At 62.3% G+C, this 25,736-nt stretch carries 21 protein-coding genes; 7 read left to right on the top strand and 14 right to left on the bottom strand.

Features of this window, described 5'->3' with window-relative positions; genetic code table 11:
- Positions 1-73: 73 nt before the first annotated feature.
- From ABT23_RS11560 to ABT23_RS11540, 5 genes are all read right to left on the bottom strand, one after another.
- On the bottom strand, positions 74-400 hold the full coding sequence (locus tag ABT23_RS11560; protein ID WP_296635327.1) for a P-II family nitrogen regulator: 327 nt from the start codon (positions 398-400) through the stop codon (positions 74-76).
- On the bottom strand, positions 397-3,516 hold the full coding sequence (locus ABT23_RS11555; RefSeq protein ID WP_296635325.1) for a DUF2309 domain-containing protein: 3,120 nt from the start codon (positions 3,514-3,516) through the stop codon (positions 397-399). The genes ABT23_RS11560 and ABT23_RS11555 overlap by 4 nt, the downstream gene beginning before the upstream one ends.
- Positions 3,513-4,256: a hypothetical protein gene (locus tag ABT23_RS11550; protein WP_296635322.1), complete on the bottom strand. Its 744-nt coding sequence runs from the start codon at positions 4,254-4,256 to the stop codon at positions 3,513-3,515. Before ABT23_RS11550 ends, ABT23_RS11555 begins: the two co-directional genes overlap by 4 nt.
- A gap of 1 nt (position 4,257) precedes the next feature.
- Positions 4,258-5,940 (bottom strand): proton-conducting transporter membrane subunit, encoded by a 1,683-nt coding sequence (locus ABT23_RS11545; protein ID WP_296635320.1) that lies wholly within the window; start codon positions 5,938-5,940, stop codon positions 4,258-4,260.
- A gap of 356 nt (positions 5,941-6,296) precedes the next feature.
- The gene (locus ABT23_RS11540) at positions 6,297-7,241 is read right to left on the bottom strand and encodes a LysR family transcriptional regulator (protein ID WP_296635317.1); all 945 of its coding nucleotides are present in this window, start codon (positions 7,239-7,241) and stop codon (positions 6,297-6,299) included.
- 159 nt (positions 7,242-7,400) lie between these two features.
- Between ABT23_RS11540 and ABT23_RS11535 the strand changes: the two genes are divergently transcribed.
- The 4 genes from ABT23_RS11535 (at position 7,401) to ABT23_RS11520 (ending at position 12,680) form a co-directional block, all read left to right on the top strand.
- Positions 7,401-8,822, top strand: a complete 1,422-nt coding sequence (locus tag ABT23_RS11535; protein ID WP_296635315.1) for a form I ribulose bisphosphate carboxylase large subunit — start codon at positions 7,401-7,403, stop codon at positions 8,820-8,822.
- Between the two features lie 92 nt (positions 8,823-8,914).
- Positions 8,915-9,271, top strand: a complete 357-nt coding sequence (locus tag ABT23_RS11530) for a ribulose bisphosphate carboxylase small subunit (RefSeq protein ID WP_026240650.1) — start codon at positions 8,915-8,917, stop codon at positions 9,269-9,271.
- Positions 9,272-9,425: 154 nt separating this feature from the next.
- Entirely contained in the window at positions 9,426-10,229 is an 804-nt protein-coding gene (locus ABT23_RS11525) for a CbbQ/NirQ/NorQ/GpvN family protein (RefSeq protein WP_296635312.1), read from the top strand.
- A gap of 93 nt (positions 10,230-10,322) precedes the next feature.
- Positions 10,323-12,680 carry a nitric oxide reductase activation protein NorD gene (locus ABT23_RS11520; RefSeq protein WP_296635309.1) on the top strand — a complete coding sequence of 786 codons (2,358 nt, stop codon included), beginning with the start codon at positions 10,323-10,325 and terminating at the stop codon, positions 12,678-12,680.
- 202 nt (positions 12,681-12,882) lie between these two features.
- On the opposite strand, the gene ABT23_RS11515 is transcribed toward ABT23_RS11520, so the two are convergent.
- Positions 12,883-13,089, bottom strand: coding sequence for a CopG family transcriptional regulator (locus ABT23_RS11515; protein WP_296635306.1), 207 nt, complete (start codon positions 13,087-13,089; stop codon positions 12,883-12,885).
- 171 nt (positions 13,090-13,260) lie between these two features.
- On the opposite strand from ABT23_RS11515, the gene ABT23_RS11510 reads away from it, so the two are divergent.
- Positions 13,261-14,400 carry a spermidine synthase gene (locus ABT23_RS11510; protein ID WP_296635303.1) on the top strand — a complete coding sequence of 380 codons (1,140 nt, stop codon included), beginning with the start codon at positions 13,261-13,263 and terminating at the stop codon, positions 14,398-14,400.
- Positions 14,401-14,474: 74 nt separating this feature from the next.
- Here the strand turns inward: ABT23_RS11510 and ABT23_RS11505 are convergent, their stop codons facing one another.
- Genes ABT23_RS11505 through hyfB form a run of 6 tightly spaced genes read right to left on the bottom strand, consistent with a single transcriptional unit; the run spans position 14,475 to position 21,645 of the window.
- A complete protein-coding gene (locus ABT23_RS11505; RefSeq protein ID WP_296635374.1) occupies positions 14,475-14,561 on the bottom strand; it encodes a hypothetical protein in 87 nt (28 codons plus the stop codon).
- 7 nt (positions 14,562-14,568) lie between these two features.
- A complete protein-coding gene (locus ABT23_RS11500; RefSeq protein ID WP_296635300.1) occupies positions 14,569-16,521 on the bottom strand; it encodes an NADH-quinone oxidoreductase subunit C in 1,953 nt (650 codons plus the stop codon).
- 1 nt (position 16,522) lies between these two features.
- The gene (locus tag ABT23_RS11495; RefSeq protein WP_296635297.1) at positions 16,523-17,974 is read right to left on the bottom strand and encodes a hydrogenase 4 subunit F; all 1,452 of its coding nucleotides are present in this window, start codon (positions 17,972-17,974) and stop codon (positions 16,523-16,525) included.
- Positions 17,975-17,977: 3 nt separating this feature from the next.
- A complete protein-coding gene (locus ABT23_RS11490) occupies positions 17,978-18,643 on the bottom strand; it encodes a formate hydrogenlyase (RefSeq protein ID WP_296635294.1) in 666 nt (221 codons plus the stop codon).
- A 48-nt stretch (positions 18,644-18,691) separates the two neighbouring features.
- The gene (locus ABT23_RS11485) at positions 18,692-19,636 is read right to left on the bottom strand and encodes an NADH-quinone oxidoreductase subunit H (RefSeq protein ID WP_296635291.1); all 945 of its coding nucleotides are present in this window, start codon (positions 19,634-19,636) and stop codon (positions 18,692-18,694) included.
- Positions 19,633-21,645, bottom strand: a complete 2,013-nt coding sequence (gene hyfB / locus ABT23_RS11480) for a hydrogenase 4 subunit B (protein ID WP_296635287.1) — start codon at positions 21,643-21,645, stop codon at positions 19,633-19,635. The genes ABT23_RS11485 and hyfB overlap by 4 nt, the downstream gene beginning before the upstream one ends.
- A 99-nt stretch (positions 21,646-21,744) precedes the next feature.
- Here hyfB and ABT23_RS11475 point away from each other — a divergent pair, with 99 nt between their 5' ends.
- Positions 21,745-21,942 carry a CopG family transcriptional regulator gene (locus ABT23_RS11475; RefSeq protein ID WP_296635284.1) on the top strand — a complete coding sequence of 66 codons (198 nt, stop codon included), beginning with the start codon at positions 21,745-21,747 and terminating at the stop codon, positions 21,940-21,942.
- 24 nt (positions 21,943-21,966) lie between these two features.
- Here the strand turns inward: ABT23_RS11475 and ABT23_RS11470 are convergent, their stop codons facing one another.
- Together ABT23_RS11470 and ABT23_RS11465 are read right to left on the bottom strand one after the other, a co-directional pair.
- On the bottom strand, positions 21,967-22,527 hold the full coding sequence (locus ABT23_RS11470) for a carbonate dehydratase (protein WP_296635283.1): 561 nt from the start codon (positions 22,525-22,527) through the stop codon (positions 21,967-21,969).
- Positions 22,524-24,272, bottom strand: a complete 1,749-nt coding sequence (locus tag ABT23_RS11465) for a SulP family inorganic anion transporter (RefSeq protein ID WP_296635280.1) — start codon at positions 24,270-24,272, stop codon at positions 22,524-22,526. The genes ABT23_RS11470 and ABT23_RS11465 overlap by 4 nt, the downstream gene beginning before the upstream one ends.
- 397 nt (positions 24,273-24,669) lie before the next feature.
- Here ABT23_RS11465 and ABT23_RS11460 point away from each other — a divergent pair.
- Positions 24,670-25,736, top strand: a 1,067-nt coding sequence (locus ABT23_RS11460; protein WP_296635277.1) for an FAD-dependent oxidoreductase, incomplete at its 3' end; no start/stop codon positions are given.

Here is a 25,736-nt window from a genome sequence, read left to right as displayed (position 1 = left end):
GAAGCCGAAGGGCGGGACGACGGCCCATCCGCCAGCACAGGATGTCGCTCGCAGGACCCTGTCCCGCGCGCTTTTAGCTCTTGAACTTCACCAATCGGGTGACCTGGATGTCCGAGATGAACACGACGCCGGTGTGTTCGCTGAAAAAAGGCGCATAGCCCTCAAGGATGGGTTTCACCAGTTCTTCCGGTACGGCAACGATGATCATGATCAGCACGGCCTCCTCGTTGAACATCAGGTGGCCTTCGTGAAAGCCGTGGCGCCCCTTGCCCGACAGGTTGTTGACGATGGTGTAGCCGCTGACACCCGCCCGGTCCAGCAGATCGGTGGCAAATTCCTGATGGGCGCCTTCGAGAATGATCTCCAGTTTCTTGAGGGGACTGAAGTTGAGGTTTTTCATGCTGCGAGCTCCTTGAATTCTTCGCTTGTGTCGGCGGTCCCCATCGTTTGCTGCCGCCAGCCGCCATCTTCGTACAGATGGCATATCCCGGTCTCCGGGTCCACAATGGCCATGCGAACCCAGCCGTTGTAGACAAGATTCTTGACCTGGACGACGCTCTCGATGGCGCGTCTGGCCAGGTCGAAGGGCGCGTCGATGAAGGTGAGCAGACGCATGGGCTCGTGATAGGGCAGGCCGTCCTTGAGGACGGTCTGTGCCGGCAGCCCGGTACGCAGGTCGCTGAGGTTGCCGGTCATGACGCCGAAGCGTCCGGCGACGTTGTGGTAAACCTTGCTGCCGCTGCCGTAATGCTCGTTGTCCACTGTCGAGAAGTAGTGCTCCATGTTGATCCACTGCCCGACCACCAGCGCTCCGGATAGAATGTTTTCGAGAAGACGGCCCTTGGGATCGATGCTGTAGTCATACGACTGCAGGAAGACCCGCCCCTCCATATCCATCTGCTCGGTCAGGTGCCGGCGGCCGATGACGCATCCGATGTTGCGCGACAGGCCCCACTCCGGACGCACCTGGGACCAGTCCGATGCATTCCTCTGGGCGTTGCGGTATGCCTTCGCCGGATCGATACCGGCGTTCTCCGGCTCCAGTGTCGGCATGCGCTCCGCCGCGCTGAGCCGGGTGGCGGATTGCAGGTTGCTGCTGAGCCGGTCGACATAGACCAGATGGCTGGGCGGCAGCAGATCCATGTCGTGCAACTGGATGCAGTCTGTCGTGGTGTTGTGGAATGCAGGGACGAACCAGGTGTCATCCGGGATGTCGATGCCCTGTCCACGCAGTCCTTCGCGTACCGCCGACTTGTTGGCGATCTGTGCGAGCACCCGTGCATTGACGATGCCGTGATTGCCGCCGCAGGCGCCGCAATCCAGCGCGGATTCATAGGGGTTGTTCTCGGACGTGCTGCCGTGGCCTACCAGCAACACGAATCGCGAGAACCCTTCGATCAGGCCGATGGAGCGCAATGCCGTGCCGACGAAGTTCAATTGTTCGTCCAACGTAAAGCCGATGCGCCCCAGCCTTTCCATCTGCATCCGCGCATAGCCGCGGTCGATGCGATAGACCGTGCGCAGGCGCGCGATGAAAGCCGACTCGGTATGGGTGTCCAGATTGAAATGGCGTGCGAATTCGGTCGAACTCTCGCGATTGCCCAAGGCGGTTTCCCGTAATTCACGAATCATGCCGTCGGTGATCGTCTCCCGTTGCAGGCCCAGTTCCCTCACGATGGCCTTGACGATCAGCGCACGCTGCAGCGAACGGATGATGGAGTCCGCCTGCTCCCGACTCAGCTTGTCCAGCAACAATCGGCTATCCGATTTGCCCGGATTCAGCCGCTGGCGCCAGCGGCTGTAGGCGAGCGGCGCGAGGCTCTTGCCGAACATGTCGAACCCGAACAGCAAGCCGATCGCCTCCACCGTGATGAAGGGCGAAAGCACCGAGGCCTTCAGGTCGTGGACAACCTGTTCCAGCGACGAGACGAAGGCCTGTTCGTCCACGCTGCGCGCGATCGCCAGCTCCAGCACCACGTTCTTGGGACTTGCCACCACCGGGCAGAGTTGGGTTTCGCTGCCTTTCTCCAGGCCGATGAAGCTCACCGGTATGCCGAAGAAACCGGCGATACCGAAAGTCTGGCAATCCCCGATCTTTTCGAGATGGCGCCGGATGCGTTCCGAACGCACATCGATGCAGAACATGAGCTGCGCGAACGGCCGCTTTTCGCGTGGCACGGGCCGCGACAGATCCATCCCCTGCAGCAGCCGGTCCATGGTGCGGGCCTCCAGCGCGCCCAGCCACATGCGGCCTTCCGCCTGTTCGAAGCGGGCGAGCGTTGAAGTGAGCTTGGCCAGATCCTCCGGCCCCAATCGCTGCATGGCATCAGCCATTCCGGCCTTATCCGCCAGCCTGCGCAATGCGGAGGCAAGCCCTCTTGCCTCGTGTTCGCGCTTGCGCGCCAGGTATTGCGGCAGCACACGCGCAATGCGCGATCCTCGCCGCGAAGCGATGGCGTCCTCTACGGCATGTGCCATTTCCGGCAATACATGACCGCCATGAAACTCGCGTCGCAAATAGGCTTCTGCCGGATGGGCCTCGACGAAACGCGCAAGCCCGGTGAGGGTGTCCGGCACGCTCTTCCGCTGTGCATGCTCGCGCAGAAGCGCAAGTCCCAGCACGAGTCGAATGGCCAGGTAGTCGACCAGATCGGCCGGATAGTGTCGGGACCAGTGGTAGTGCTTGGCGCCGGCGCGCCAGCGGATGAAGCCCGCCCAGCCATGCAGGCGGGTGAGTTCGCAAGCAAAGTGGCTTTTCCAGTCGTCCTCGGGCACGCCCAGTTCGTCCATGACGTGGCTGATGATGCCTTCCGGGGTGTCGTCGACGGCGAGGATGCGCTTGATGTGCAGCCCCCGGATGAACAAGCGTAGGTTGCGTTGCGCCACCGCGGTCCAGGCGGCGAACAGGCCTTTTTCGCGCCCCGGCATCTGCCACACCGACTGCCCCTCATCGAAGAAATCGAGGCAGCTCTTGATCACCAATTCATTCAGCGTCGCGCCGATCTCGGTACCGAAGAGCATGTCCACGATGGCGTAGAGCGGGCGACCGGGCGGCATGTCGGCGCCGACATGCGCCGCCAGTGCGACGTCGTCGATCTTGCGCGCCGGCAGGGCAAAACCGGCCAGCGCGGCGTGAACGTCGACGGCGTCGGCGAGCGAAGGTGGCGCGCCGATCGGTTCCTCGATTTCCGTGAGGAGCGTCATCAGCAGGCGGCGCTGGTTGAACCCGGCGATGTCCGGCTGCGTGGCCAGAAAGCGCTCGACCTGATCCTCCAGCGCGACGAGATCGATCTTGCCCGAGGCCAGATACCGCTGCTGGATCGGGCGCGGCAGGAAGCCGCGCGCATGGAACAGGCGCTCGCCCTCGCCAACCGCCTGTTCGAACGGCAAGTGCTCCAGGCCATAGAGCGGATTGTGGTGGATGAAGGTCCGCATGGGCCAGAAGAAGGGAATCGGCTCCCCGGCCACGTGCACCGTAGCGCGAATCTTGAGGCGTCGCCCGAGTGAAAGGCTCATAGTCCCCCTCCTGTCGAATAGAGGCCGACTGCAATGAAGACGCCGAGCATGCCGGCGAATGCATACGTCGAAGCGCGTCCGATGTCGGCGTCGGACTCCATGCGCTCGGCCCCGAAGACGAAGCCTTGCAGCAGCTTCGTCGCGGCCCAGCCCCAGGTCAGCCAGATGAATAGGACGGTGACGGCTCCCGCCCAGTCGAGCACATGCAGTACGCGCAGCAGGCCGAAGAAGCCGGGGAAGGGAGGGGTCGCGACCGCAGCCAGCGCCGTCACTGTCAGCACGCCGGACAGGCGCGGCAGATGACCGATGAGTCCGCCCTGCAGGCCCGCGTACGCGGCCCCGAAGCGGCGGGTCAGCGGAAGGGCCAGCAATGCCACCAAGGCGTGCGGCAGGCTGAACCAGAAGGCGAACAGGTGGAGGTCCGCACTATCGGCGCCAGCGGCCGCGAGCGCCCAAGTGAGTGCGAGGCCAGACGTCGCGAGGAGGCCAGCCCACCGCCCCATGTCGCGGACGGTCAGCAGCCGCAGCGCATAGAGACCGGATGTCAGCAGCGCCCAGGGAACGAAGTAGGGCGGGACGGCGTGTGGTGCGAGTTGCAGCAGTCCGATCCCCAACTGGGGCCACAGAAGCAGCAGCGCGCCGCGTGCGACGGGGTGGCGCAACGTCGTCAGTGCGCCGTTGAACACGATGCTCAGCGGGAACAACGGCAGGAACAGCGAAGCGATCAGCAGTAGCGTCATGTCACACCCACCTTGACCACACGTTGAGGCGTCGCGACAGGCCGAGCGTTGCCTGGGTGAGCCAGGCGTACACGTCGGCCACGTAGAACTCGCGCGAGATCAGGGAATAGAAGGCGAGCCGCAGCGGCGATGCATCACTGCCGCGGTGCGCGCGGCCGTTGGCGGCAGCGTAGTAGGTGGCGATCCAGCCGACCACGATGGTGGCTGTGAGGATCATCACCAATACTTCAAAAGTCGCCAATGGAAGGCTGGCTGCCGCATAGATACGCTCGCTCAGCTCTCGATCAGGGTAGAGGAAGAGGTCGAAGCCATGCTCGATCAGCGTATAGCCTGCCACCACGATGATCAGCGACAGAATGATCATCGCCATCAGCCGCCACGGGCTATCCACGCGCAGGCGATAGGTCGCGAACAGGAGTTGGGCACCGGTCACCCAGCCGAAGAACAACAGGATGATCCCGCCCTGCTCCCCGACCGAGTCGCCGCCCATCAGCCAGCGTGACGCGCCGAGCACAAGCAAGGGCACCACCACGGTGATGACGGCAGCCAGCACCCACGGCAGGCGCGGTGCCAGCGGCTTGCGCTCGACCACGAAGGTGTAGACGTCGTCGTGGGGCACGCCGTCGTGCTTGCGCGCGTTGCTGATCACGCTGCCGGCGCCGAGGAACAGCGTGCCCTTGAACAGGCCGTGCGCGATCAGGTGGTAGATCGCGAGGGAGAACGCGCCGACGCCGCATTCCACGAACATGAAGCCCATCTGGCCCATCGTCGAGTAGCCGAGCGCCTTCTTGATGTCGTTCTGGGTGAGCATCAGGATCGAGCCGAGGATGGCCGTGACCAGGCCCACTGCGAACACCAGGTGCAAGACGCCGCCAGCGTGCACGAACACCGGTGCGAAACGGTTGATGATGAAGCCGCCAGCGTTGACGATGCCGGCGTGCATCAGCGCCGACACCGGGGTCGGGCCCTCCATGGTGTAGGGCAGCCAGGTATGCAGTGGAAATTGCGCCGAGCGGGCAAACGCCGCCAGGGCGACCAACAGGGCCACCACGGTGAGCACGGGCATGCCCGCCACCGTGTGCGCATCCGGCGCGGCGGCGATGCGCTCGAACAGCGTTGGCAGCGCCGCGGTGCCATAGGTTTCGTACAGCAGGACCGCAGCCAGTACCAGCGGCAGGTCGCCCAGGCGATAGGTCAGGAAGGTCCAGAAGGCATAGCGCTGGGCCGCGGGGCGCGCGGCGTCGTGGCCGAGCAGGAAGTAGAGCAACACGCCGATCAGGTGCCATGCCACCAGCAGCGTGACGAGATCGCCCGCAGCGACCATCAGCAGGATGGCCGCGGCCATCAGGTCGAGCAGGATGTAGAAGCGCGCGTAGCCAGCTTCCTCTGCCATGTAGCGCACCGAATAGACGTGTACGACCAGGCTGATGCCCGCGACCATCAGGGACATCACGCTGGTCAGCGGGTCGAGATACAGGCTGCCCCAGCCCGGCGCGAACGATGCCCATTGCGGCTGTCCTTCGGTCAGATAGAGCGCGAGCGAGGCCGCGGCGAGCAGGAAGGTGAGCACGCTGAAGCCGACGCTCAGCCGCGCGATACGACGCCGGGATCGATCGGCGAGCAGCGTAATCAACAAGGCCGAGAGCAATGGCGTGGCCGGAAGCAGGACGATGAGCTTGTCCACCGCGTCAGTTCTCCTTGATTCTAGTGTTGTCTTGGTTGGCGCCTGTCGTGAACGCTGCCCGGGTGACCACGATGCGGTGTGAATCAATCCATAAGTTATGGTAGAAGAGCCACCCTAAACATCGATTGCATCATTTATCGCGTTCGCGCGGCGCACTCTGCCAAACTTGGTCAACGAACCCTAATCCACGAGGTACTAGGTAGAATCCTAAATTCGACAATCCATACATAACAGTCTTAAATTTTTATGGGAACCATAAAGTAAATGGAATGATATGCACTGGATACTGGGCGCGTCGCAGGCGGGCGGCGTTCTCACCGAACTGGTCGCGTTCGACGCGTTGCGGCTAGGTTGTCTTAGCGGCCCGCGTCTTTGGTGCCGGCTGATCGCTTGCCAACCGCCGTCGGTGCCGCCTCCGCGCGGTCGAGTAAGTACTCGAGAAACGCGCGTGCCACGACTGACAGCTGCCGAGTGGCCGGGTAGACGGCATACCAGTGGCGCAGGATCGGGAAGCCTTCGACGTCGAGTACGGCGAACTGCCCGGGCTGGTTGAGCGCGAGGGTGTCTCGGGAGAGGGCGGAGATGCCGAGCCCGACGAGGATTGCCTGCTTGATTGCTTCGTTGCTTCCCAACTCCAGGCGTGGATGGATGTTGAGGCCATGTCCGCTGAACATGCGCTCGATGGCGTTGCGCGTGCCCGAACCCTTCTCCCGCATCAGCCAAGGCTCCGCGGCGATCCGGTCGAGGGGGATTTTTTTCCTGTGCGCCAGCGGATGTTCTGGTGCGGCCAGCACGATGATGGGGTTGTCCATGATGGGCGTGGCGACAACGTCAATGTCCTCCGGCGGCTGGCCGACGAAATAGAGGTCGTCGAGACCGTCGACCATGCTGGCAAGCACCTGTTCCTTGTTGGTGACGCGTAGCGAGACATCAATACCGGGGTAGAGCTTGGAAAATTCGCCCAGCAGGCGCGGCGCAAAGTACGATGCCGTGGTGATTGCCATCAGACTGAGTTGCCCCTGCTTCAGACCCTTGCGCTCGGCGACCGACATGGAGAAACGGTCGAGGGTGCTGAAGATCTCGCGGGTGGCCTGGGCAAGGTGCTGGCCGTCGGGGGTCAGGTGGAGTTTCTTGCCGACCTGCTCGATCAACGGCACACCAACTGCTTCGGTGAGCTTTTTCATTTGCATCGACACGGTCGGTTGCGTGAGGTAGAGCTCCTCGGAGGCGCGGGTAAAGCTGCCGAGCCGGGCGATGGCCTCGAAAATTTCCAGCTGGCGAAACGTGGTATGGCTGCGCATGGCGTTAACCTGATTTTCCTGACCTTTTCATAGATAATAATCTATTTTTCTAATAGAAAAAATCGACTGTTATTTATGGTTTGCCTCCTGCATGATGCGACCCATCGTGCATGACCACTTCTGGCATGTCCGTAAACCTAACCTTTGCTAGGAGGAATCATGGCTGTTAAGACCTACAACGCCGGTGTTAAAGAATACCGGCAGACTTACTGGACCCCGGATTACACCCCGCTGGACACCGATGTTCTGGCCTGTTTCAAGATCACGCCCCAGCCGGGCATCGACCGTGAAGAAGTCGCCGCTGCCGTGGCCGCCGAATCGTCAACCGGTACCTGGACCACGGTGTGGACCGACCTGCTGACCGACCTGGACTACTACAAGGGCCGTGCCTACCGCATCGAAGACGTGCCCGGCGACGACACCTGCTTCTATGCATTTGTAGCCTATCCGATCGATCTGTTCGAAGAAGGCTCCGTCGTCAACGTGCTGACCTCGCTGGTCGGCAACGTGTTCGGCTTCAAGGCCCTGCGCGCCCTGCGTCTGGAAGACATCCGTTTCCCGATCGCCTACGTCAAGACCTGCGGCGGTCCGCCCGCCGGCATCCAGGTCGAACGCGACCGCATGAACAAGTACGGCCGTCCGCTGCTGGGCTGCACCATCAAGCCGAAACTGGGCCTGTCCGCCAAGAACTACGGCCGTGCGGTGTACGAGTGCCTGCGCGGCGGTCTGGATTTCACCAAGGACGACGAGAACGTCAACAGCCAGCCCTTCATGCGTTGGCGCGACCGTTTCGCCTTCGTGCACGAGGCGACCTTGAAGGCCGAGCGCGAGACCGGCGAGCGCAAAGGTCACTACCTGAACGTGACCGCGCCGACCCCGGAAGAGATGTACAAGCGTGCCGAGTTCGCCAAGGAAATCGGCGCACCGATCATCATGCACGACTACCTGACTGGCGGCCTGACGGCCAACACGGGCCTGGCCAACTGGTGTCGCAACAACGGCATGCTGCTGCACATCCACCGCGCCATGCACGCCGTGCTCGACCGCAACCCGCACCACGGTATCCACTTCCGCGTGCTGACCAAGGTGCTGCGTCTGTCGGGTGGTGACCACCTGCACTCCGGCACCGTCGTGGGCAAGCTGGAAGGTGACCGCGAAGCGACCCTGGGCTGGATCGACACCATGCGTGACGGCTTCATTGCCGAAGACCGTTCGCGCGGCCTGTTCTTCGACCAGGACTGGGGTTCGATGCCCGGCGTGATCCCGGTTGCGTCCGGCGGCATCCACGTGTGGCACATGCCTGCACTGGTCTCCATCTTCGGTGATGACTCCGTGCTGCAGTTCGGTGGTGGTACGCTCGGCCACCCCTGGGGTAACGCCGCTGGCGCCGCCGCCAACCGCGTCGCGCTGGAAGCCTGTGTGGAAGCCCGCAACCAGGGCCGTGCCATCGAAAAAGAAGGCAAGGACATCCTGACCGCTGCCGCCGCGCACAGCCCCGAACTGAAGATCGCCATGGAAACGTGGAAAGAAATCAAGTTCGAGTTCGACACCGTCGACAAGCTGGACGTCGCGCACAAGTAAACCGGTGAGGCGTGAAGGGGGAGGGGTGGAGCGCATGCACACCTTCCTCACCCCTCACCCCTTACCCCTGACTTTTACCGAAAGGATATGAAATGTCTGAAGTGATGGATTACAAAAGCCGCCTGAGCGATCCCGCCAGCCGCAAATTCGAGACCTTCTCCTACCTGCCCGCCATGACTGCGGACAACATCAAGAAGCAGGTCGAGTACCTGGTGAAAAAAGGCTGGAACCCGGCCATCGAGCACACTGAGCCCGAGCATATGATGGACTCCTACTGGTACATGTGGAAGCTGCCGATGTTCGGCGAAACCGACGTCTCTCGCGTGCTGGCTGAAGCTGAAGCCTGCCACAAGGCCAACCCCAACAACCACGTCCGTCTGATTGGCTACGACAACTTCTCGCAAAGCCAGGGCGCGTCGATGGTGATCTTCCGCGGCAAGACTGTTTAAGCGGCGGCAAGGCTGTCACACCCGGCCCCCGCTGCCCGATCCGAAGCCCTGAAGTGGGCGCAGGGTCGGTGCCCGGGGGCTTTTTATCTGTCGTAAATCCAGAGGCTGCACGCTGAGCGGCCTGCGTATTTGCGATCCCTTACATGGAGCTGTCATGAGCAATATCGTCGACCAGTACCGCGTTACCCAGGAACCCTATTACCGTCCGGTTGCGGACGAAGTCGAATTGTATGAGGCCGCCTATTCGGTGCGCATGCCGATGATGCTCAAGGGTCCTACCGGCTGCGGCAAGACGCGCTTCGTCGAATATATGGCCTACAAGCTCGGCAAGCCGCTGATCACCGTGGCGTGCAACGAGGACATGACGGCGTCCGACCTGGTTGGCCGCTTCCTGCTGTCCGCCTCCGGCACCGAGTGGCAGGACGGGCCCCTCGCCATCGCCGCCCGCCATGGCGCGATCTGCTACCTCGACGAAGTTGTCGAAGCGCGCCAGGACACCACCGTGGTGATCCATCCGCTGACCGACAACCGTCGCGTGCTGCCGCTGGAAAAGAAGGGCGAGCTGGTGCACGCCCACCCCGATTTCCAGATTGTGATTTCCTACAACCCCGGCTACCAGTCGCTGATGAAAGATCTCAAGCAGTCGACCAAGCAGCGTTTCGGTGGCCTCGATTTCACGTATCCCGAGCACGGCATCGAAACCGAGATCGTCGCGCACGAGTCCGGCGTCAATGCAGACATCGCCGCCAAGCTGGTGTCGATCGCCGAGCGCAGCCGCAACCTCAAGGGCCACGGCCTTGATGAAGGCCTGTCGACCCGCATGCTGATCTACGCCGGGTCGCTGATCGCCAAGGGCGTCAACCCGCTTGCCGCTTGCCGCGTCGCCCTGGTCCGCCCGATCACGGACGATCCCGACATGCGCGATGCGCTCGACGCGGCCGTGTCCACGTTCTTCTGATTCGTAAGCGGCAAGCGGTGAGCAGCAGGCGGGAGAACTGCCTACGCTGCCAGCCCCTACCGCTCACGGCTAACTGTTTACAGCACACTCACTATGTCGATCAAACTCGAAGACTACGCTGAACTGCTGGAAGACCTGTCGCCGCACACGCGCGATACGTTGAATGCGACCTGGCACGAGGCCACCAAGGTGTTCTCGCCGCGTGGGCTGGACAACTACCTGAAGGGTGTGTCGGCCATCCGCGGGCTGGGGCGAGGCGACGATCTGGTCGAAACCTGGATCGAACAGGCGCCGTTGGTGGCCAAGGAAGTGGGCGAGGATGTGGTGGCCGACCTCGCCACCGCCGCGCTGATGTTGGCGTCGAAAACCTCGGGTGCGGTGATCGAGCTGCTGCTCGCCAGTGCGCCAACCGCCGCCAACCGGCTCGGGGACGCCGACCTCTTCCTCAAGTATCTGCAGTTTCTCAATACCCTCATCGCGCAGGCGCCGCGCGGCGTGCGGCCGATGCTCGACAAGCTGGAAGTGCTGTTCCAGCACCTGACGTTGGGCGGCCTGCGTCGCTGGGCGCTGTGGGGCGCGCACGCGCATCGCACCAACTACGAAGAGCAGATCAGGTACTTTGGCCTCGAGTCGAAGGAGTCGCTGGCGATGCTGCAGAAGGAGCGCAAGGGCACGCTTCTGGTCGACGTGCAGCGCCGCATCAACATGTATTTAAGGGCGCTGTGGGCACGTGACTTTTTCATGCGGCCGACTTCGGGCGACTTCGAGTCGCGCGAAGGTTACCGGCCCTACATCGCCGACTACCTGCTGCATGTGCCCGACGCCGTCGATGACTTCGCGATCGAGGGGCAGGAGCCGGTGTCCGGTCTCGAACTCTATCGCGCGACCGCCGCACACTGCGCCGCGCACGTCGTGGAAACGAAGGAACCGATTTCGGCCGAAGCACTGAACCCGATGCAGATGGCGGTGATTTCGGTGATCGAGGACGCGCGGGTGGAAGCGCTGTCGATCCGTCGCTTCCCCGGCCTGAAGCAGCTCTGGAGCAGGCTGCACGTCGCCACGCCGGACATGAATGCGAGCGTCGGCGATTATCTCAACCGCCTGGCCCGCGCGCTGCTGGACGAAACCTACCAGGATAACGATCCGTGGATCGCCGAGGGCCGCGTGCTGTTTGCCGCAGTGCAGGACCGCCTCGGCGACAACCAGATTTCGTGGGAAATCGGCGTCCAACTCGCGCACAATTTGACCGAGAAAAGAATCCCGTTCAACCCGCGCACCGACATCCTTGCCGCGCCTTACCGAGACGACAACCGCTACTTCTGGGAATTCGAGGAATTCGATTTCGACAAGGCTGCGGGCGCCGGCTACGAGAGCATCAAGCAGGTTCGCAAGAACGTCAGCGTGATGGAGATGGTCAACGCGATCGACGTCGAAACCGCGGGCGACGATGCCGAGGAAATCTGGGTACTCAGCACCGAGCTCTTCCCCTACGAGAACATCGGTGACGAGAGCCACGGCAAGAGCTTCAACGAGATGGAAGGCAAGGAGCCGGTGTCCGATCCTTTCCACTATTCGGAATGGGACTACCAGATCCAGCTGGAGCGTCCGGCCTGGGCCACGGTGCTGGAGAAGCGCGCCAAATCGGGCGATCTGCAGGTGATCGACGACATTACCGCCAAGTACAAGCGCGAAATCCATCGCATGAAGTTCCTGCTCGACGCGATGCAGCCGCAGGGCGTGCAGCGCATCCGCAAGCTCGAAGATGGCGACGAGATCGACATCAACGCGGCGATCGCGAGCTTCATCGACATCCGGCTCGGCAACCAGCCCGACCCGCGCATCATGATGCGCAGCGTCCGGAAAACGCGTGACTTCTCGATCCTTGTGCTGCTCGACCTGTCCGAGTCGACCAATGAGTTGGTGCAGGACCAGGAATACAGCGTGCTTGATCTGACGCGGCAGGCCTGCGTGCTGCTGGCCGATGCGATCGACAAGGTCGGCGACCCGTTTGCCATCCATGGCTTCTGTTCGGACGGTCGTCACGATGTCGAATACACCCGCTTCAAGGACTTTGACCAGCACTGGAACGAGGTACCCAAGGCCAAACTCGCGGGCATGACGGGCCAGTTGTCGACCCGCATGGGTGCGGCGATCCGCCACGCTGGCCATCATCTGAAGCTGCAGCGCTCGGCGAAGAAGCTGCTGATCGTGATCACCGACGGCGAGCCGGCCGACATCGACGTGCGCGATCCGCAGTATCTGCGCTACGACACCAAGAAGGCGGTCGAGGAAGTGGCGCGCAACGGCGTCACCACTTACTGCATGAGCCTCGATCCGCGCGCCGACAATTATGTGTCGCGTATCTTCGGGCAGAAGAACTATATGGTGGTCGACCACGTGCAGCGGCTGCCGGAAAAACTGCCGCTGCTGTACGCGGGTCTGACGCGCTAAAGCCGGGATCTTGGAAGCAGCCTGCGGACACGTCTGTCGGCGACCGTGCACCCTAGACGGGTAATGATGGGCAACGGCCGTGCGGAGCGCAGGTGACGCGGGGTTGCCGATCCGTTCGAACCGGGGCGCCCGGGACTTAGAGCGCCGGCATTTCGCCTTTCCAATATTTAAAGAGCGGCTGTCTTGCCGTTCTTGTTTACGTTCACTTCGATGGGTTTCCTGCCTTGGCGGCAGGCCCGGTCAACCATTCGGGCAGTTCTCGCGGGCCCGCGTGATCGATGATGTACTGGCGTATCAATTTGCGAATGACTTGCGACGACGTGAGGTCTTGTTGCGTACAGATGTCCTCGAAAATTTCCTTTTTGAGCGGATCGATCAGGATGGTCATCCTGGCGGTACGGTTTTCCATAGCGGGACTCGTGATGGGCGGGGTAGGGATAATATGATAATTGTATTATCATGAGAATGTCATCTGATGATGTGATTTGATCGATCGCGCTTTTTGCCATGCGTAATTGGCAGACACGTTTATAGGTCTTCGTCATTCTTGTCCCATTCCGCTTCCGCCATCGCCGCCCCCATGAGTCGCCCCCCGCTGCTGGAGCTGCCCGGCAAGGTGGCGGGCGAACCGGTCAAGGTGTGCGTACTCGAATCGCCGCAGAGCGATCCTGTGGGACTCTACGAGCAGATCCTGGACGGGCGTTACGCCAGGCCTTTCATCATCGACGACGGCGAGACACGGCAACTGCTGTTTAATCTGGATTTCATCCAGAGCTCCATGCGCATCGATGATCCTTTCGGCCTGGATATCGCCTATACCCGCAAGATGATGGCTTTTCTGCTGTTCGTGCCGAATCCGGCCCATGTGTTGCTGGTCGGGTTGGGTGGTGGGTCGCTGGCCAAGTTCTGTCACCGCCATCTGCCCCGCACACGCTTGACCGTGGTCGAGTTGAACCCCGACGTCATCGCGTTGCGCCAGGCGTTCGGCGTACCCGACGATGAACGCCTGGCGATCGTCCAGGCCGATGCAGCCGTGTATCTCCCCGAGGCCGAAGGCGATACCGACGTACTGTTGCTGGATGGCTTCGACGCCCGAGGCATCGCCCCGACGTTTCTCAGTCGCACCTTCTATCAGGCGGCACGTAACCGACTCCGTCCTGGCGGACTGCTTGTCGCCAACTTCGCTGGGCCCCGGAAATACTGGTCCAGACATCTGGCCTTGTTGAGCGAAGTCTTCCAGGGGCACGTGCATTTGGGGACGGTCCCTGGCGGCGACAACCATATTGCCTGTGCATGTGCCGGACCGGCCTGTCCCCTCGATTGGGGACAGCTGGAAAAACGGGCGAGTGCGCTTGTCGATCGGATCCCACTCGATTTTTCAGCAATCGTTACCAGCTTGCGCGAGGGGGCTGAATTGCCCTGGGCAAAGCAGGCTGCCTGCCCCAAGGTCTCGTCACTCATGAAATCAGGTACCTCAGATATGCAGAAAATCCACCAATACCTGAAAAGTCGCGGCGAGCAGTTCGACGCCGAGATCGCCGCGGCAACCCGAATCCCGCTGGAAGACGTTCGACTTCATCTGGCCGAATTGTCGAAAAGAGGGGACGTCATCGCGTGCCACTCCACGCGCTTCATCAAGGGCAAGAAAAGCGAAGGGATGCTGTATCGGATCTCGGGATATATCCCGGCCGCCAGCCCCGGCAGGAAACCCAAAGCCTAGACCGGTCAAGCGAATACGGGCGACCCCGGCAGGGACGGCACGATGATGGCTGGGCCTGCCTGTAGGACGTTTCCCTAGCCGCTTGCGTTGGACGTGTCCTTGCTGACGGCAGCCAGGATGCCTTGCAGCAGCGCGGTCGGGGTGGGGGGGCAACCCGGCACTTCGACGTCAACGGGGATGGTTGGATATCTTTCCGCACGACGCGTAGCTCTCGCCGAACATCCCGCCGGTGCAGGCGCACTCGCCCATGGCCACGACCCACTTGGGATCCGGTATGGCGTCGTAGGCGCGTTTCAACGCGGCTTCCATGTGGCGCGAAACCGGGCCGGTCACCAGCAGTACATCGACGTGCCGGGGGCTGGCGGAGAACTTCACGCCCAGGCCATCGATGTTGTAGTGCGGACCGTTGAGCGCATGAATTTCCAGTTCGCAGCCGTTGCAGGAGCCGGCGTCGACGTGGCGGATCGCCACCGCCTGGCCGAACACTTTGAGGATTTCCGCCTGCAGTGCCTGCTCGCGCGTGCGCAGGGCGGGGTCGGCCTGGGGCGCCGGTTCGGAGACGAAGCCGGTCTTGAGGATCTTCTGGAGGATCAGATAGTTGAAGGATTTGTTGATGAGCGGGAAGTCGGGCACGATGTTGCCCAGCACGCCCATTTCCACCAGCGGCCAGTTCTGCCAGGACGGATCGTGCGGATGCACGCGGTCGAGCGTGCCGTCGGCCGCAATCCTGACTGCCACCACCACCTCGCCGCGCCAGCCTTCCACCCAGCCCAGACCTTCGCATGCAGCGTGCGCCGGTTGGAGTGGCGTGTGTATGCCGCCCGCTGGCAGGCGCTTGAGGATGTCGCGGATCAATCGCAGGGATTCGTACACCTCGGCAAAGCGTACTTCCACGCGCGCCAGCACATCGCCCCGGCGCTGGGTCGCCATGTTCACATCCAGTCGGTCATAGGGGACCTGCGGAAATTGCGTACGCACATCCCAGGTCTGGGCGCTGGCGCGACCGGCCAGCCCGGTCAAACCCAGTTGCGCGGCCAGTTCGGGTTTGCAGATGCCGGTGTCGGCAAAGCGGTCCTGCAGGGTGGCATGCTCGTCATAGATGATCTTGAGCTCACGTATTTCGGCCTCGATGCGGCGGGCCAGGGCGTCGAGTTCGGCACACCCTGCGGCGTCGATATCCGTGGCCACGCCGCCCGGCGTGATGCAATCGAACAGATAGCGGTGGCCGAACAGCTTGATGCTCATCCGCAGCCAGTCTTCTTTCAGGCGCCAGAACTGCACGAAGCCGAACGCAAGCGCCACGTCGTTGCCCAGGTAGCCGAGATCGCCCAGATGGTTGGCGATGCGTTCGATTTCCAGGAACAGGGCGCGCAGCCACAACGCCCGTTCGGGTACCGTGCTGGCGGTCGCCATCTCGACGGCCATGCAATAGGCCCAGGCATAGGCGCTGTGCGAATCGCCGGACACGCGCCCGGCGAGCCTGGCGCCTGTGGCGAGTTCCATGCCCTCGAAACGTTTTTCGATGCCCTTGTGGGCGTAGCCTAGGCGCGCTTCCAGCTTGAGGATACGGTCTCCAATGATGGAGAAGCGGAAATGTCCGGGCTCGATGGTCCCGGCGTGGATGGGACCGACCGCGATTTCGTGGACGCCATCGCCCTGCACGTAAATAAAAGGATAGGCGTCGGCCTCCGGGAGCGGTGAGTGGCGAGCGGCGAGCGACGAGAAATCTTTGCGCAGGGGGAATTCGCTTGCGGCCCAGGCGTTGTGGCGCAGCCATTTGCGCTCGTCCACCGCATCGGTGGCAGTGATGCCGAGCAGATCGAAGGCCGCACGCTGCATGCGGTCGGCTTGCGGGAAGATATGCGCGAGATCGGGATAGACGGGCGCCTCCGCCGGCAGGGCACAACTCACCCAGGCCAACCCCAGGCCCGTGAGCAGGGCGACCTGAATACCGAAGCCGCCGTTCAGGTGGCGGTCGTCCGAACCCCACAGTGCGACGAGCTGTCCGCCTTCATCCTTGACCGCGCGCGACAGCGCGAGCAATTGCCCGGTTTCCATACTGCCGCGCCAGATGTGCGGGCCGATGGAGTCGAGACGCCACTCGTGATCGCCGATTTTCATCTCAGCCTCCCAGCAGATGGGCCGCCTGCCTGTACCAGGCGGCGAGGTACGGCGGGATGAACAGGCCCAGCATCAACACCAGCCCCAGATGCAGGAACACCGGTGTCTGCGCGGGCTGGTAAGGCAGCTTCGGCAGCTCGGTCTCGCCGAACACCATGGGCTGCACCTTGCCGAAGATGGCTGCGAAGGCCACGCCCAGCGCCAGCAGCAGGAAGGGCGTGGCCCAGGGATGCTCGTGCATGGCGGTGGTGATGATGAGGAATTCGCTGGCGAACACGCCGAACGGCGGCATGCCGAGGATGGCGACGGTGCCGAGCATCAGGCCCCAGCCGAGGGTGGGATTGGTCTTGATGAGGCCGCGGATGTCGTCCATCAATTGCGTGCCGGTTTTTTGCGTGGCATGGCCGACGGCAAAGAATATGGCGGACTTGGTGAGCGAATGCATGGTCATGTGCAGCAGGCCGGCAAAGTTCGCCACTGCGCCGCCCATGCCGAAAGCGAACGTGATCAGCCCCATGTGTTCGATGGAGGAGTAGGCGAACATGCGCTTGACGTCGGTCTGACGCACGATCAGGAATGCCGCCAGCACGACGGAAAGCAAACCGAAGCCCATCATCAGCGTACCCGCCATGTCGTTGCCGAGCGCACCGTCCACCAGCACCTTGGAGCGCATCACCGCATACAGTGCGACGTTGAGCAGCAGACCGGAGAGCACGGCGGACACCGGCGTCGGCCCCTCGGCGTGAGCATCCGGCAGCCAGCTGTGCAGCGGCGCCAGACCAACTTTCGTCCCGTAGCCGACCAGCAGGAAAACAAAGGCCAGCGACAGCACCGTGGGTTCGAGCTGGGCCTTCACGCCGTTCAGGTGCGTCCACAACAGCGCGTTGCCGCCCGAACCCAGTACTTTCTCCGCCGCGAAATAGAGCAGGATGGTGCCGAACAGCGCCAGCGCGATGCCTACGCCGCACAGGATGAAATATTTCCAGGCCGCTTCCAGCGAGGCCGGGGTGCGATACAGCGAGACCAGCAGCACGGTGGCGAGCGTCGCGGCCTCCATCGCCACCCACAGGATGCCCATGTTGTTGGTGGTCAGCGCTAGCAGCATGGCCCCGATGAAGATCTGGTAGCTGCTGTGATACAGGCGCAGGCGCGTGGCGTTGAGGCGGCCGTGTTCCTGTTCGATGCGCATGTAGGGACGCGAGAACAGGGCGGTGGTAAAAGCGACGAAGGCGGTCAGCGCAACCAGGAACACATTGAACGAATCGATGAAGAACCAGCCGTTGCCCACCATCATCGGACCCGCCTCGACGATGCGCACAGTCAGTAGTGCCGCCATCGCCAGCGTGAGCAGGCTGAAGAGCGCGTTGATCTCCGGCGCGTTGCGCCGGTAGCCCCACAGCGCCAGGAAAATGCCGCCTGTCAGCGGAATGCCGAGTAGCCAGAACAGTTCCATGACCTATTTTTCCTTGAGCTTTTCCATGTGCTTCAGATCCAGCGAGTCGAACGTCTCGCGGATCTGGAAGATGAAGATGCCGAGCACGAACACGCCGACCAGCACGTCCAGGGCCACGCCCAGTTCCACCACCAGGGGCATGCCGTAGGTCGCGCTGGTGGCGGCGAAGAACAGGCCGTTTTCCATGGACAGGAAACCGATCACCTGTGGGATGGCCTTGGTGCGCGTGATCATCATGAGGAAGGCGAGCAGCACGCAGGCCATGGCGATGCCCAGGGTCGAGCGTGTCACCGTGCCGGACATTTCCGAGATGGGTAGCGCCAGGTTGAAGGCGAAGATCACCAGCACGATGCCGATCAGCATCGTGGTCGGGATGTTGATCATCGGCTCCACGACCCGGTTCACGTTCAGCTTTTTCACCAAGTGGTAGAAGTACCAAGGCATGGCGATCACCTTGAGCCCCAGCGTCATGGCCGCCGAGTAATACAGGTGGTGCTGGCCGGTGGACCAGGCGACGATGGCCGTGGACAAGGCCAGCGCCGCACCCTGCCAGGCGAACAGGGTCACCAGGCCAACGACGCGACGCTGCGACAACATGGCGAACGAGATCAGCAGCAGCAGGGCCGCAAGCAGGTTGACGATCTGAAGATGGTAGGCCAATGCCGTCATGATGTTTTCCACCCGGCGTTCAATGTGCGAATCGCGTTCGATCCCATCTCATCCCTCCAGCAGGAAATGGATCAGCATGCCCAGTACAGCCAGCAGGAAGGCCGTGCCGAGAAACTCCGGAACGCGGAACAGGCGCACCTTGGCGGAGACGACTTCCATGAACGACAACGCGGCGCCGCCGACCGCAAGCTTCGCCACGATGGCGGCCAGCGCCAAAGGCAAGGCGGCGATATCGCCCTGAGGTGCGATGCCCCAGGGCAGGAACAGCGCGATGCCCAGCGCGGAGTAGGTGAACAGTTTCAATGCCCCCGCCCATTCGATCAGGGCGAGATGCCGGGCGGAATACTCCAGGATCATGGCCTCGTGGATCATCGTCAATTCTAGGTGCGTACTGGGATTGTCAACGGGGATGCGCGCGTTCTCCGCCACCGAGATCATCCAGAACGCCACCGCCGCGAACGCCAGGCTGGGGTGGATGGCGAACGCCTTGTGCGCCAGGGTGGCGACGATGATGGGAAGTTCAGTGGACTGCGAAATCAGGCTGGCGGTGAAGAACACCATGAGTAGCGCAGGCTCGGCCAGGAAGGACACCAGCATGTCCCTTCGTGCCCCGAGGGTGTCGAACGGGGTGCCGATGTCCATGGCCGCCAGCGCCAGGAACACCCGTGCCAGCGCGAAGATGCCCACCAGGGCAATGACGTCCGCTGCTGGCGAGAAGGACAGATCGTTGGCGATGGTCGGCACGATGCCGGCCGCCAGCGCCATGCAGGCAAACTTCATGTAGGGCGCGAAACGGAACAGCGGCGAGGCAGTGTGCGCGATCACCGCGTCCTTGTGGAACAGTTTGCGCAGGGAGCGGTAAGGCTGGGTGATGGGTGGCGCACTGCGCCCCTGCAGCCAGGCGCGGCACTGGTTGACCCAGCCCATCAGCAGCGGTGCCAGCAGGATGGCCAACAGGGTCTGGGCGACTTGCAGGAGGATGCCGGCGCTCATCGTGTGAATACCAGGAGGAAGATCAGGGTGACGAAGCTGTAGATCAGGTACCACTGGATTCGGCCATGTTGCAGGCGTGCGGCCTGCATCGACAACCAGGCAGTCAGGTCGGCGATGGGCTGATAGATCAGCAGCCAGAGCTTGTCGCGGCTGTCACCGCGGTAATGCGGGTGACGGTCGAAAGGATCGGGAGTTTCGCGCTCCACCCGCATGAACACCTCGAAGATCTGCCGGATCGGCTGGCCGAAGCCTTCGGCACTGTCCTGCATGCGCGTATTCTGTTCCGGATAGCCACAATCCCACGGTTCGCTGCGGCGTACCCTGCCGTGATAGACGCGGCGTACCCACAGATAGGTGAGCGCCACCACCGCTGTGACACCTGCCAGGAAAATCAGCGGCGCATAACTCGCCCGCTCCGCCGAAACCGGCGTCAGCAACAGCCAGTTGCTGATGCCGGACAGGCGTTGTCCGGTCAGCATCAGCACGACCGGCTCCAGCCACTGGATGACCAGCGTGGGAAACAGCCCCAGCAGGATGCAAGCGCCAGCCAGCCACAGCATGCCCAGGCGCTCCGGCCAGCTTGCCTCGTGTGCATGTTGCAGAGCCGGATCGCGCGGCTGCCCGAGGAAGATGACGCCGTAAAACTTCACCATCACGTAGGCGGCGAGCGCGGCGGCAAGCGCCACCGTGGCTGCCGCCACCGGAATCACCATGTTGAGGTAGGGCTGGGTGAGTCCCGGTGTCAGCAGGAAGGCCTGCAACAACAGCCACTCCGAGACGAAGCCATTGAGCGGCGGCAGGCCCGCGATGGCCAGCGCGCCGATCAGCGTGAGCCAGGCTGTCCACGGCATGGTGCGGATCAGTCCGCCCAGGCGGCCCATGCGCCGCTCGCCGGTGGCATGCAGCACCGAACCCGTGCCGACGAACAGCAGGCCTTTGAAGAACGCATGGTTGAGGGCGTGGTACAGCAGGGCGGTCAGCGTCAGTGCCGCCAGCGCGCCCTTGCCGTCGGTGTGAAAAATCAGCGTCAGGCCGAAGGCGGCGATGATCACACCGATATTCTCGATCGAGGACCAGGCCAGGAGGCGTTTCATGTCCGATTGCACGGCGGCGAAGATCACGCCGTACAGGGCGGTCACCAAGCCCAGCGCCAATGCCAGCGTGCCCCACCAGCCAAGCTGCATTTTGAGCAGGTCGAAGGTGACGCGGAGTAGACCGTAGATGGCGGTCTTCAGCATCACGCCCGACATCAGGGCCGATACCGGCGACGGCGCGGCGGGGTGGGCTTCCGGCAGCCACACGTGTATCGGTACCAGGCCCGCCTTGGCGCCGAAACCGAACAGCGCCAGCAGGAAGGCCGCCGAGGACCAGAACGGCGTCATCTCCGCCAGGCGCATGGTGTTGAAGGTGTAGTCCCCATGGCCGCCCTGCAGCACGCCGAAGGTGAGCAGCAGGGCCACCGCGCCGATGTGCGCGATCAGCAGATAGAGAAACCCGGCACGGCGGATCTCGGGAATCTTGTGGTCGGTGGTGACGAGGAAGTAGGACGACAAGGCCATCACTTCCCAGGCCACCATGAACGCGTAGGCATCGTCGGCCAGCAGCACCGTGACCATCCCGACCAGGAACAGGTGGTACCAGAGGGCGAGCAGGGCGAGCGGACCCGCAGCCATGTTTCTGAAATAGCCGCAGGCATACACGGTGATGCCGAATGCGGCGCCGCCCAGCAACACCATGAAGAAGGCAGACAAGGCGTCCAGCCGCAGATGGAACGGCAGGTCAGGCAGGCCGATGGGCAGCACCATGGACGAGGCGGGTAGCAGCAGTCCGGCGACGCCGATGCCTGCCATGAACAATGCGCCCAAGGCGCCAAGGGGAAAGATCAGTCGGGTGAGTAGGCCGTGCCGACGTTGCAGCAGCAGCGCTGAAAAACCTACTCCCAACCAGTACAGCACCCCGGCCCAAGCCAAATCGAGGACATGAGCGTCAAGGGATGCCAAATGTGACATTGAACGTACGCGCGTAGCTGACCAGATTTGATTCTATTGACAAACCAAATCAACTACAATGTTAATCTGATTAACATATCAAGTCGTTATTCTGTTGCCATGGAAAACCGTACAGCCCGGCTCACCGTTCTGATCGATCCCAGGAAAAAGAAACTGTTCGAAGAAATCTGCGTGCAGCGCGACCTGACGCCGTCACAGGTCGTGAGGCGACTGATCCGTCAATACATCATCGACAATGCGGGCGGAAGGGAATTGCCCGGGTGGCTGACCGCTGCGGCGCCACGGGGCGAGGAATGATGTCCGGAGGACATCCTCCCAAAATCAGAACTCGTTGCGGATGCGCTTGTAGCCTTTGACCAGCTCGTGGTTGGCCTGCGCCACGCTTTCCGAAAAGTCGGCGGCCTGCGGCGATACGCGCTCGATCGTCGCCAGGTCGGCATCGGAGTGGATGTTGGCGGTGGAGGGGATGTAGAAGCCCGGCGGCACGGTGCAGCCTTCCACCACCGAATTGTGGCGAACGACCGAGCCGTCGGACACGATGCAGTTGAACAGCACCGAGTTGAAGCCGACGAATACGTTATCGCCAACAGTGCAGGGGCCATGCACGATGGAGCGGTGCGCGATGGAAGTGCTCCGTCCGATGGTGACGCCGCCGCCTGCCTTGCAGTGGATGACCACGCCGTCCTGGATATTGGAATGGGCGCAGATGATGATGGGCTCCATCTCGCCGTTATCGTCCACCTCGTCGGCGCGGATCACCGCGTAGGGGCCGATGAACACGTTTTCTTCTACGATGACCTTGCCGCACAGAATGGCGGTGGGGTCGACAAATGCGGTGTCATGTACGACAGGCAAATGCCCGGACGGGTTTTTGCGGATCATGATGAGCGAGGTTCTCCGTTGGGTAGGTGTTGGTGACAGATGGGGAAGGCGCGTACGGTGCAATTCCGGCAAATCTCGTTGTCGAGCTTCGGATACAGGATCTCGGCAGGGCGGGTTTTGGCCGGAAACAGGTTTTCTTCACCGACGTCTTCCATGAAATGGCCGCGTTTCAGCGTCTCGGCCAGGCTGTTCTTCATGCGATAGAAAGACAGGGTCCCCCCCGTTTTTCGCCGCTGGCGCGCAGCCTCGGCCAGGAACTCGGCTCCGGCCAGATCGACAAAGTTGATGCCGCTGGCCATGACGACCAGATGCTTGCGCTCGGGTTCCGATTCTTCGATTTCCTGCAGTTGCTGCTGCAGGTGGGCGACGGCGCCAAAGAAGATCGAGCCATTGACCCGCATCATTTTTATCTGCGGGCACTCCGACCGGCCATCGAGGGGTGTGTAGTGGTAGCTTGCCGGATCGGGATCGGGCAGCACGGGTTCGAGCGCGGGGCGCGAGGTGCGATACAGGTAGAACACCAGCGACAGGGCGATGCCGAAGAAAATGCCCTTTTCCAGATCGATCAACGTACCGATGAGCGTCACCCACAGAACGATGGTTTCCTGCCGGCTGATCTTGGGCAGCAAGCTGATGTGGTGGAAGTCGATCAGGCTCCAGGCCACTAGGAACAGGATCCCGGCCATTGCCGCATCGGGCAGATAGGCAGCCAGGGGCGCAACCAGCAGCAGGATGATCAGCAGAAACACCGACGCGAACACGGCGGCCAGGGGCGTGCGTGCGCCTGCCGCGTAATTGACCCCGCTGCGGTTGAACGATCCGCTGGATGCGTAGCTCGAGAAAAAGCTGCCGATCACGTTGGAGAGCCCCTGGCCGACGAATTCCTGGTTGCCGTCGATGTGTTGTCCGGATTTCGTGGCGACGGCGCGCGAGATGGATACTGCTTCCGTCAGAGCCAGCATGGTGATGATCAGCGACGGGAACAGCATCTGGTTCAGCGCGCCGAAGGAGAAGTCGGGCGCCGACAGCGGCGGCAGGCCGGACGGCAGGGCGCCAACCGTTTTGATGTGGGTGACCTCCACGCCGTAACGCGCGTTCAGGAACAGCGCCGCAAAGCTGCCGACCAGCATGGCGGCGATCATGTAGGGGAACTTGGGCATGAAGCGCTTGACCAGGATGCCCGAGGCAAGCGTGATGACGGAAACCGCCGTGACGTAGGGGTTGATGTCCTGAAGGTGCTGGACGAACAAGGACAGGATCTCGAAGAACGGCGTGCCGCGCGGGATGCTGACTCCGAAGAAGTTCTTGATCTGGCTGCCTGCGATGAGCATGGCCGCGCCGGCCGTAAAGCCGATCACGACCGTATGGGAAATGAAGTTGACGAGCACGCCCATGCGCGCCAGGCCCAGAATGAGTTGGAAGACCCCGGTTAGGAAGGTCAGGGTCAGCACCAGGCTGATGAATTCGGGTGTGCCGGGATGGGCAAACGGGCTGACCGATGCAAACACGGCGATCGAAATGGCAGTGGTGGGCCCGGACACGAGATGCCATGACGAGCCGAACAGCGCGGCGATGATGGCCGGCATCATCGCCGCATAAAGACCGTATTCGGGCGGCATGCCGGCAATGGTGGCGAAGGCCACCCCCTGGGGTAGCACGATCAGGGCACCCGTAAGCCCCGCCATCGCGTCGTCGCGGGTTGTGCTGCCGTTGACCGAAGGCCACCAGCGGAGAAAGGGGAGCATCCTGTAAACCCAGAGAGGACAGACGGAGGAGAGTTTGGAAAGTGTTTTTTGCATGGTGGGCGCATTTTAAAGCATTGGGCGGCTATGAGACAGTGGTTTTGCCATTTCGGGGCGTGTGCATGGCCAGCTGGACGCCTGCGTACGCATTGCCGGGGAGGCGCGGCCATGCTGCCCATCCGCCCCGTGCCAGCGGGATATGGCCGGTTTTCGGGCGTTCACCTTGATGTCACTTTGTCGGTCCGGACACCGACTGTGAAAAAGCCATGTAAGCCGCGATGCAGCCAGCCCGCTCAGGGATGCTTACTTGAGCGGTGAAGCGATTCTGATTGCGAACCTCATCAGTTGACGTATAAAAAATAAGTTAACCATGCAATCGCAACCCTCAGGAGACAGAAAAATGGCCCACATCGTGATTTTAGGAGCAGGTATAGGCGGAATGCCCATGGCGTTCGAGATGCGGGAGAACGCACGTGCCGAAGATCGCATCACCGTCATCTCCAACACCCCCACCTTCCACTTCGTTCCCTCCAACCCCTGGGTGGCGGTCAACTGGCGCACTCGTGCGGATATCGAGTTGCCGATCGAACCCATCCTCAGCAAGAAGAAGATCGACTTCATCCCCGTCGCCGCGAAACGCGTCCATCCCGCCGAGAACCGCATCGAACTCGAAGACGGCCGCAGCATCGACTACGACTACCTCGTCATCGCCACCGGCCCCAAACTGGCTTTCGACGAAATCGAGGGCCTGGGCCCCAACGGCCACACCCAGTCCGTCTGCCACGTCGACCATGCCGTCACTTCCAGCGACAACTGGCAGGCCTTCGTCAAAGACCCCGGCCCCATCGTCGTCGGCGCCGTCCAGGGCGCCTCGTGCTACGGCCCCGCCTACGAATTCGCCATGATCATGGAAACCGACCTGCGCCGCCGCAAACTGCGCGACAAGGTGCCCATCACCTTCGTCACCGCCGAACCCTACATCGGCCACCTCGGCCTCGGCGGTGTCGGCGACTCCAAGGGCATGATCGAATCGGCCTTTCGCGACAAGCACGTCAAATGGATCTGCAACGCCAAGGTCACCAAGGTCGAAGCCGGCAAGATGTTCGTCACCGAAGTGAACGAGGACGGCAGCGAGAAGAAACAGCACGAACTACCGTTCAAGTACTCCATGATGCTGCCCGCCTTCAAGGGCGTGGACGCCGTCCTCGGCATCGAAGGGCTGACCAATCCGCGTGGTTTCATTGTCATCGACCCGTACCAGCGCAATCCCACCTTCAAGAACGTCTTCTCGGTCGGCGTATGCGTCGCCATTCCCCCGGTCGAAGCCACCCCGCTGCCGGTCGGCGTGCCCAAGACCGGCTACATGATCGAGTCCATGGTGACGGCCACCGCGCACAACATCCGCGCCCTGCTGGATGGCAAGGAACCTGCCGAGAAGGCTACTTGGAACGCAGTCTGCCTGGCCGA

The sequence above is a fragment of the Thiobacillus sp. SCN 63-57 genome, assembly GCF_001725555.1.
Lineage (GTDB): Bacteria > Pseudomonadota > Gammaproteobacteria > Burkholderiales > Thiobacillaceae > Thiobacillus.
This window is presented reverse-complemented; position numbering and strand designations above follow the sequence as displayed.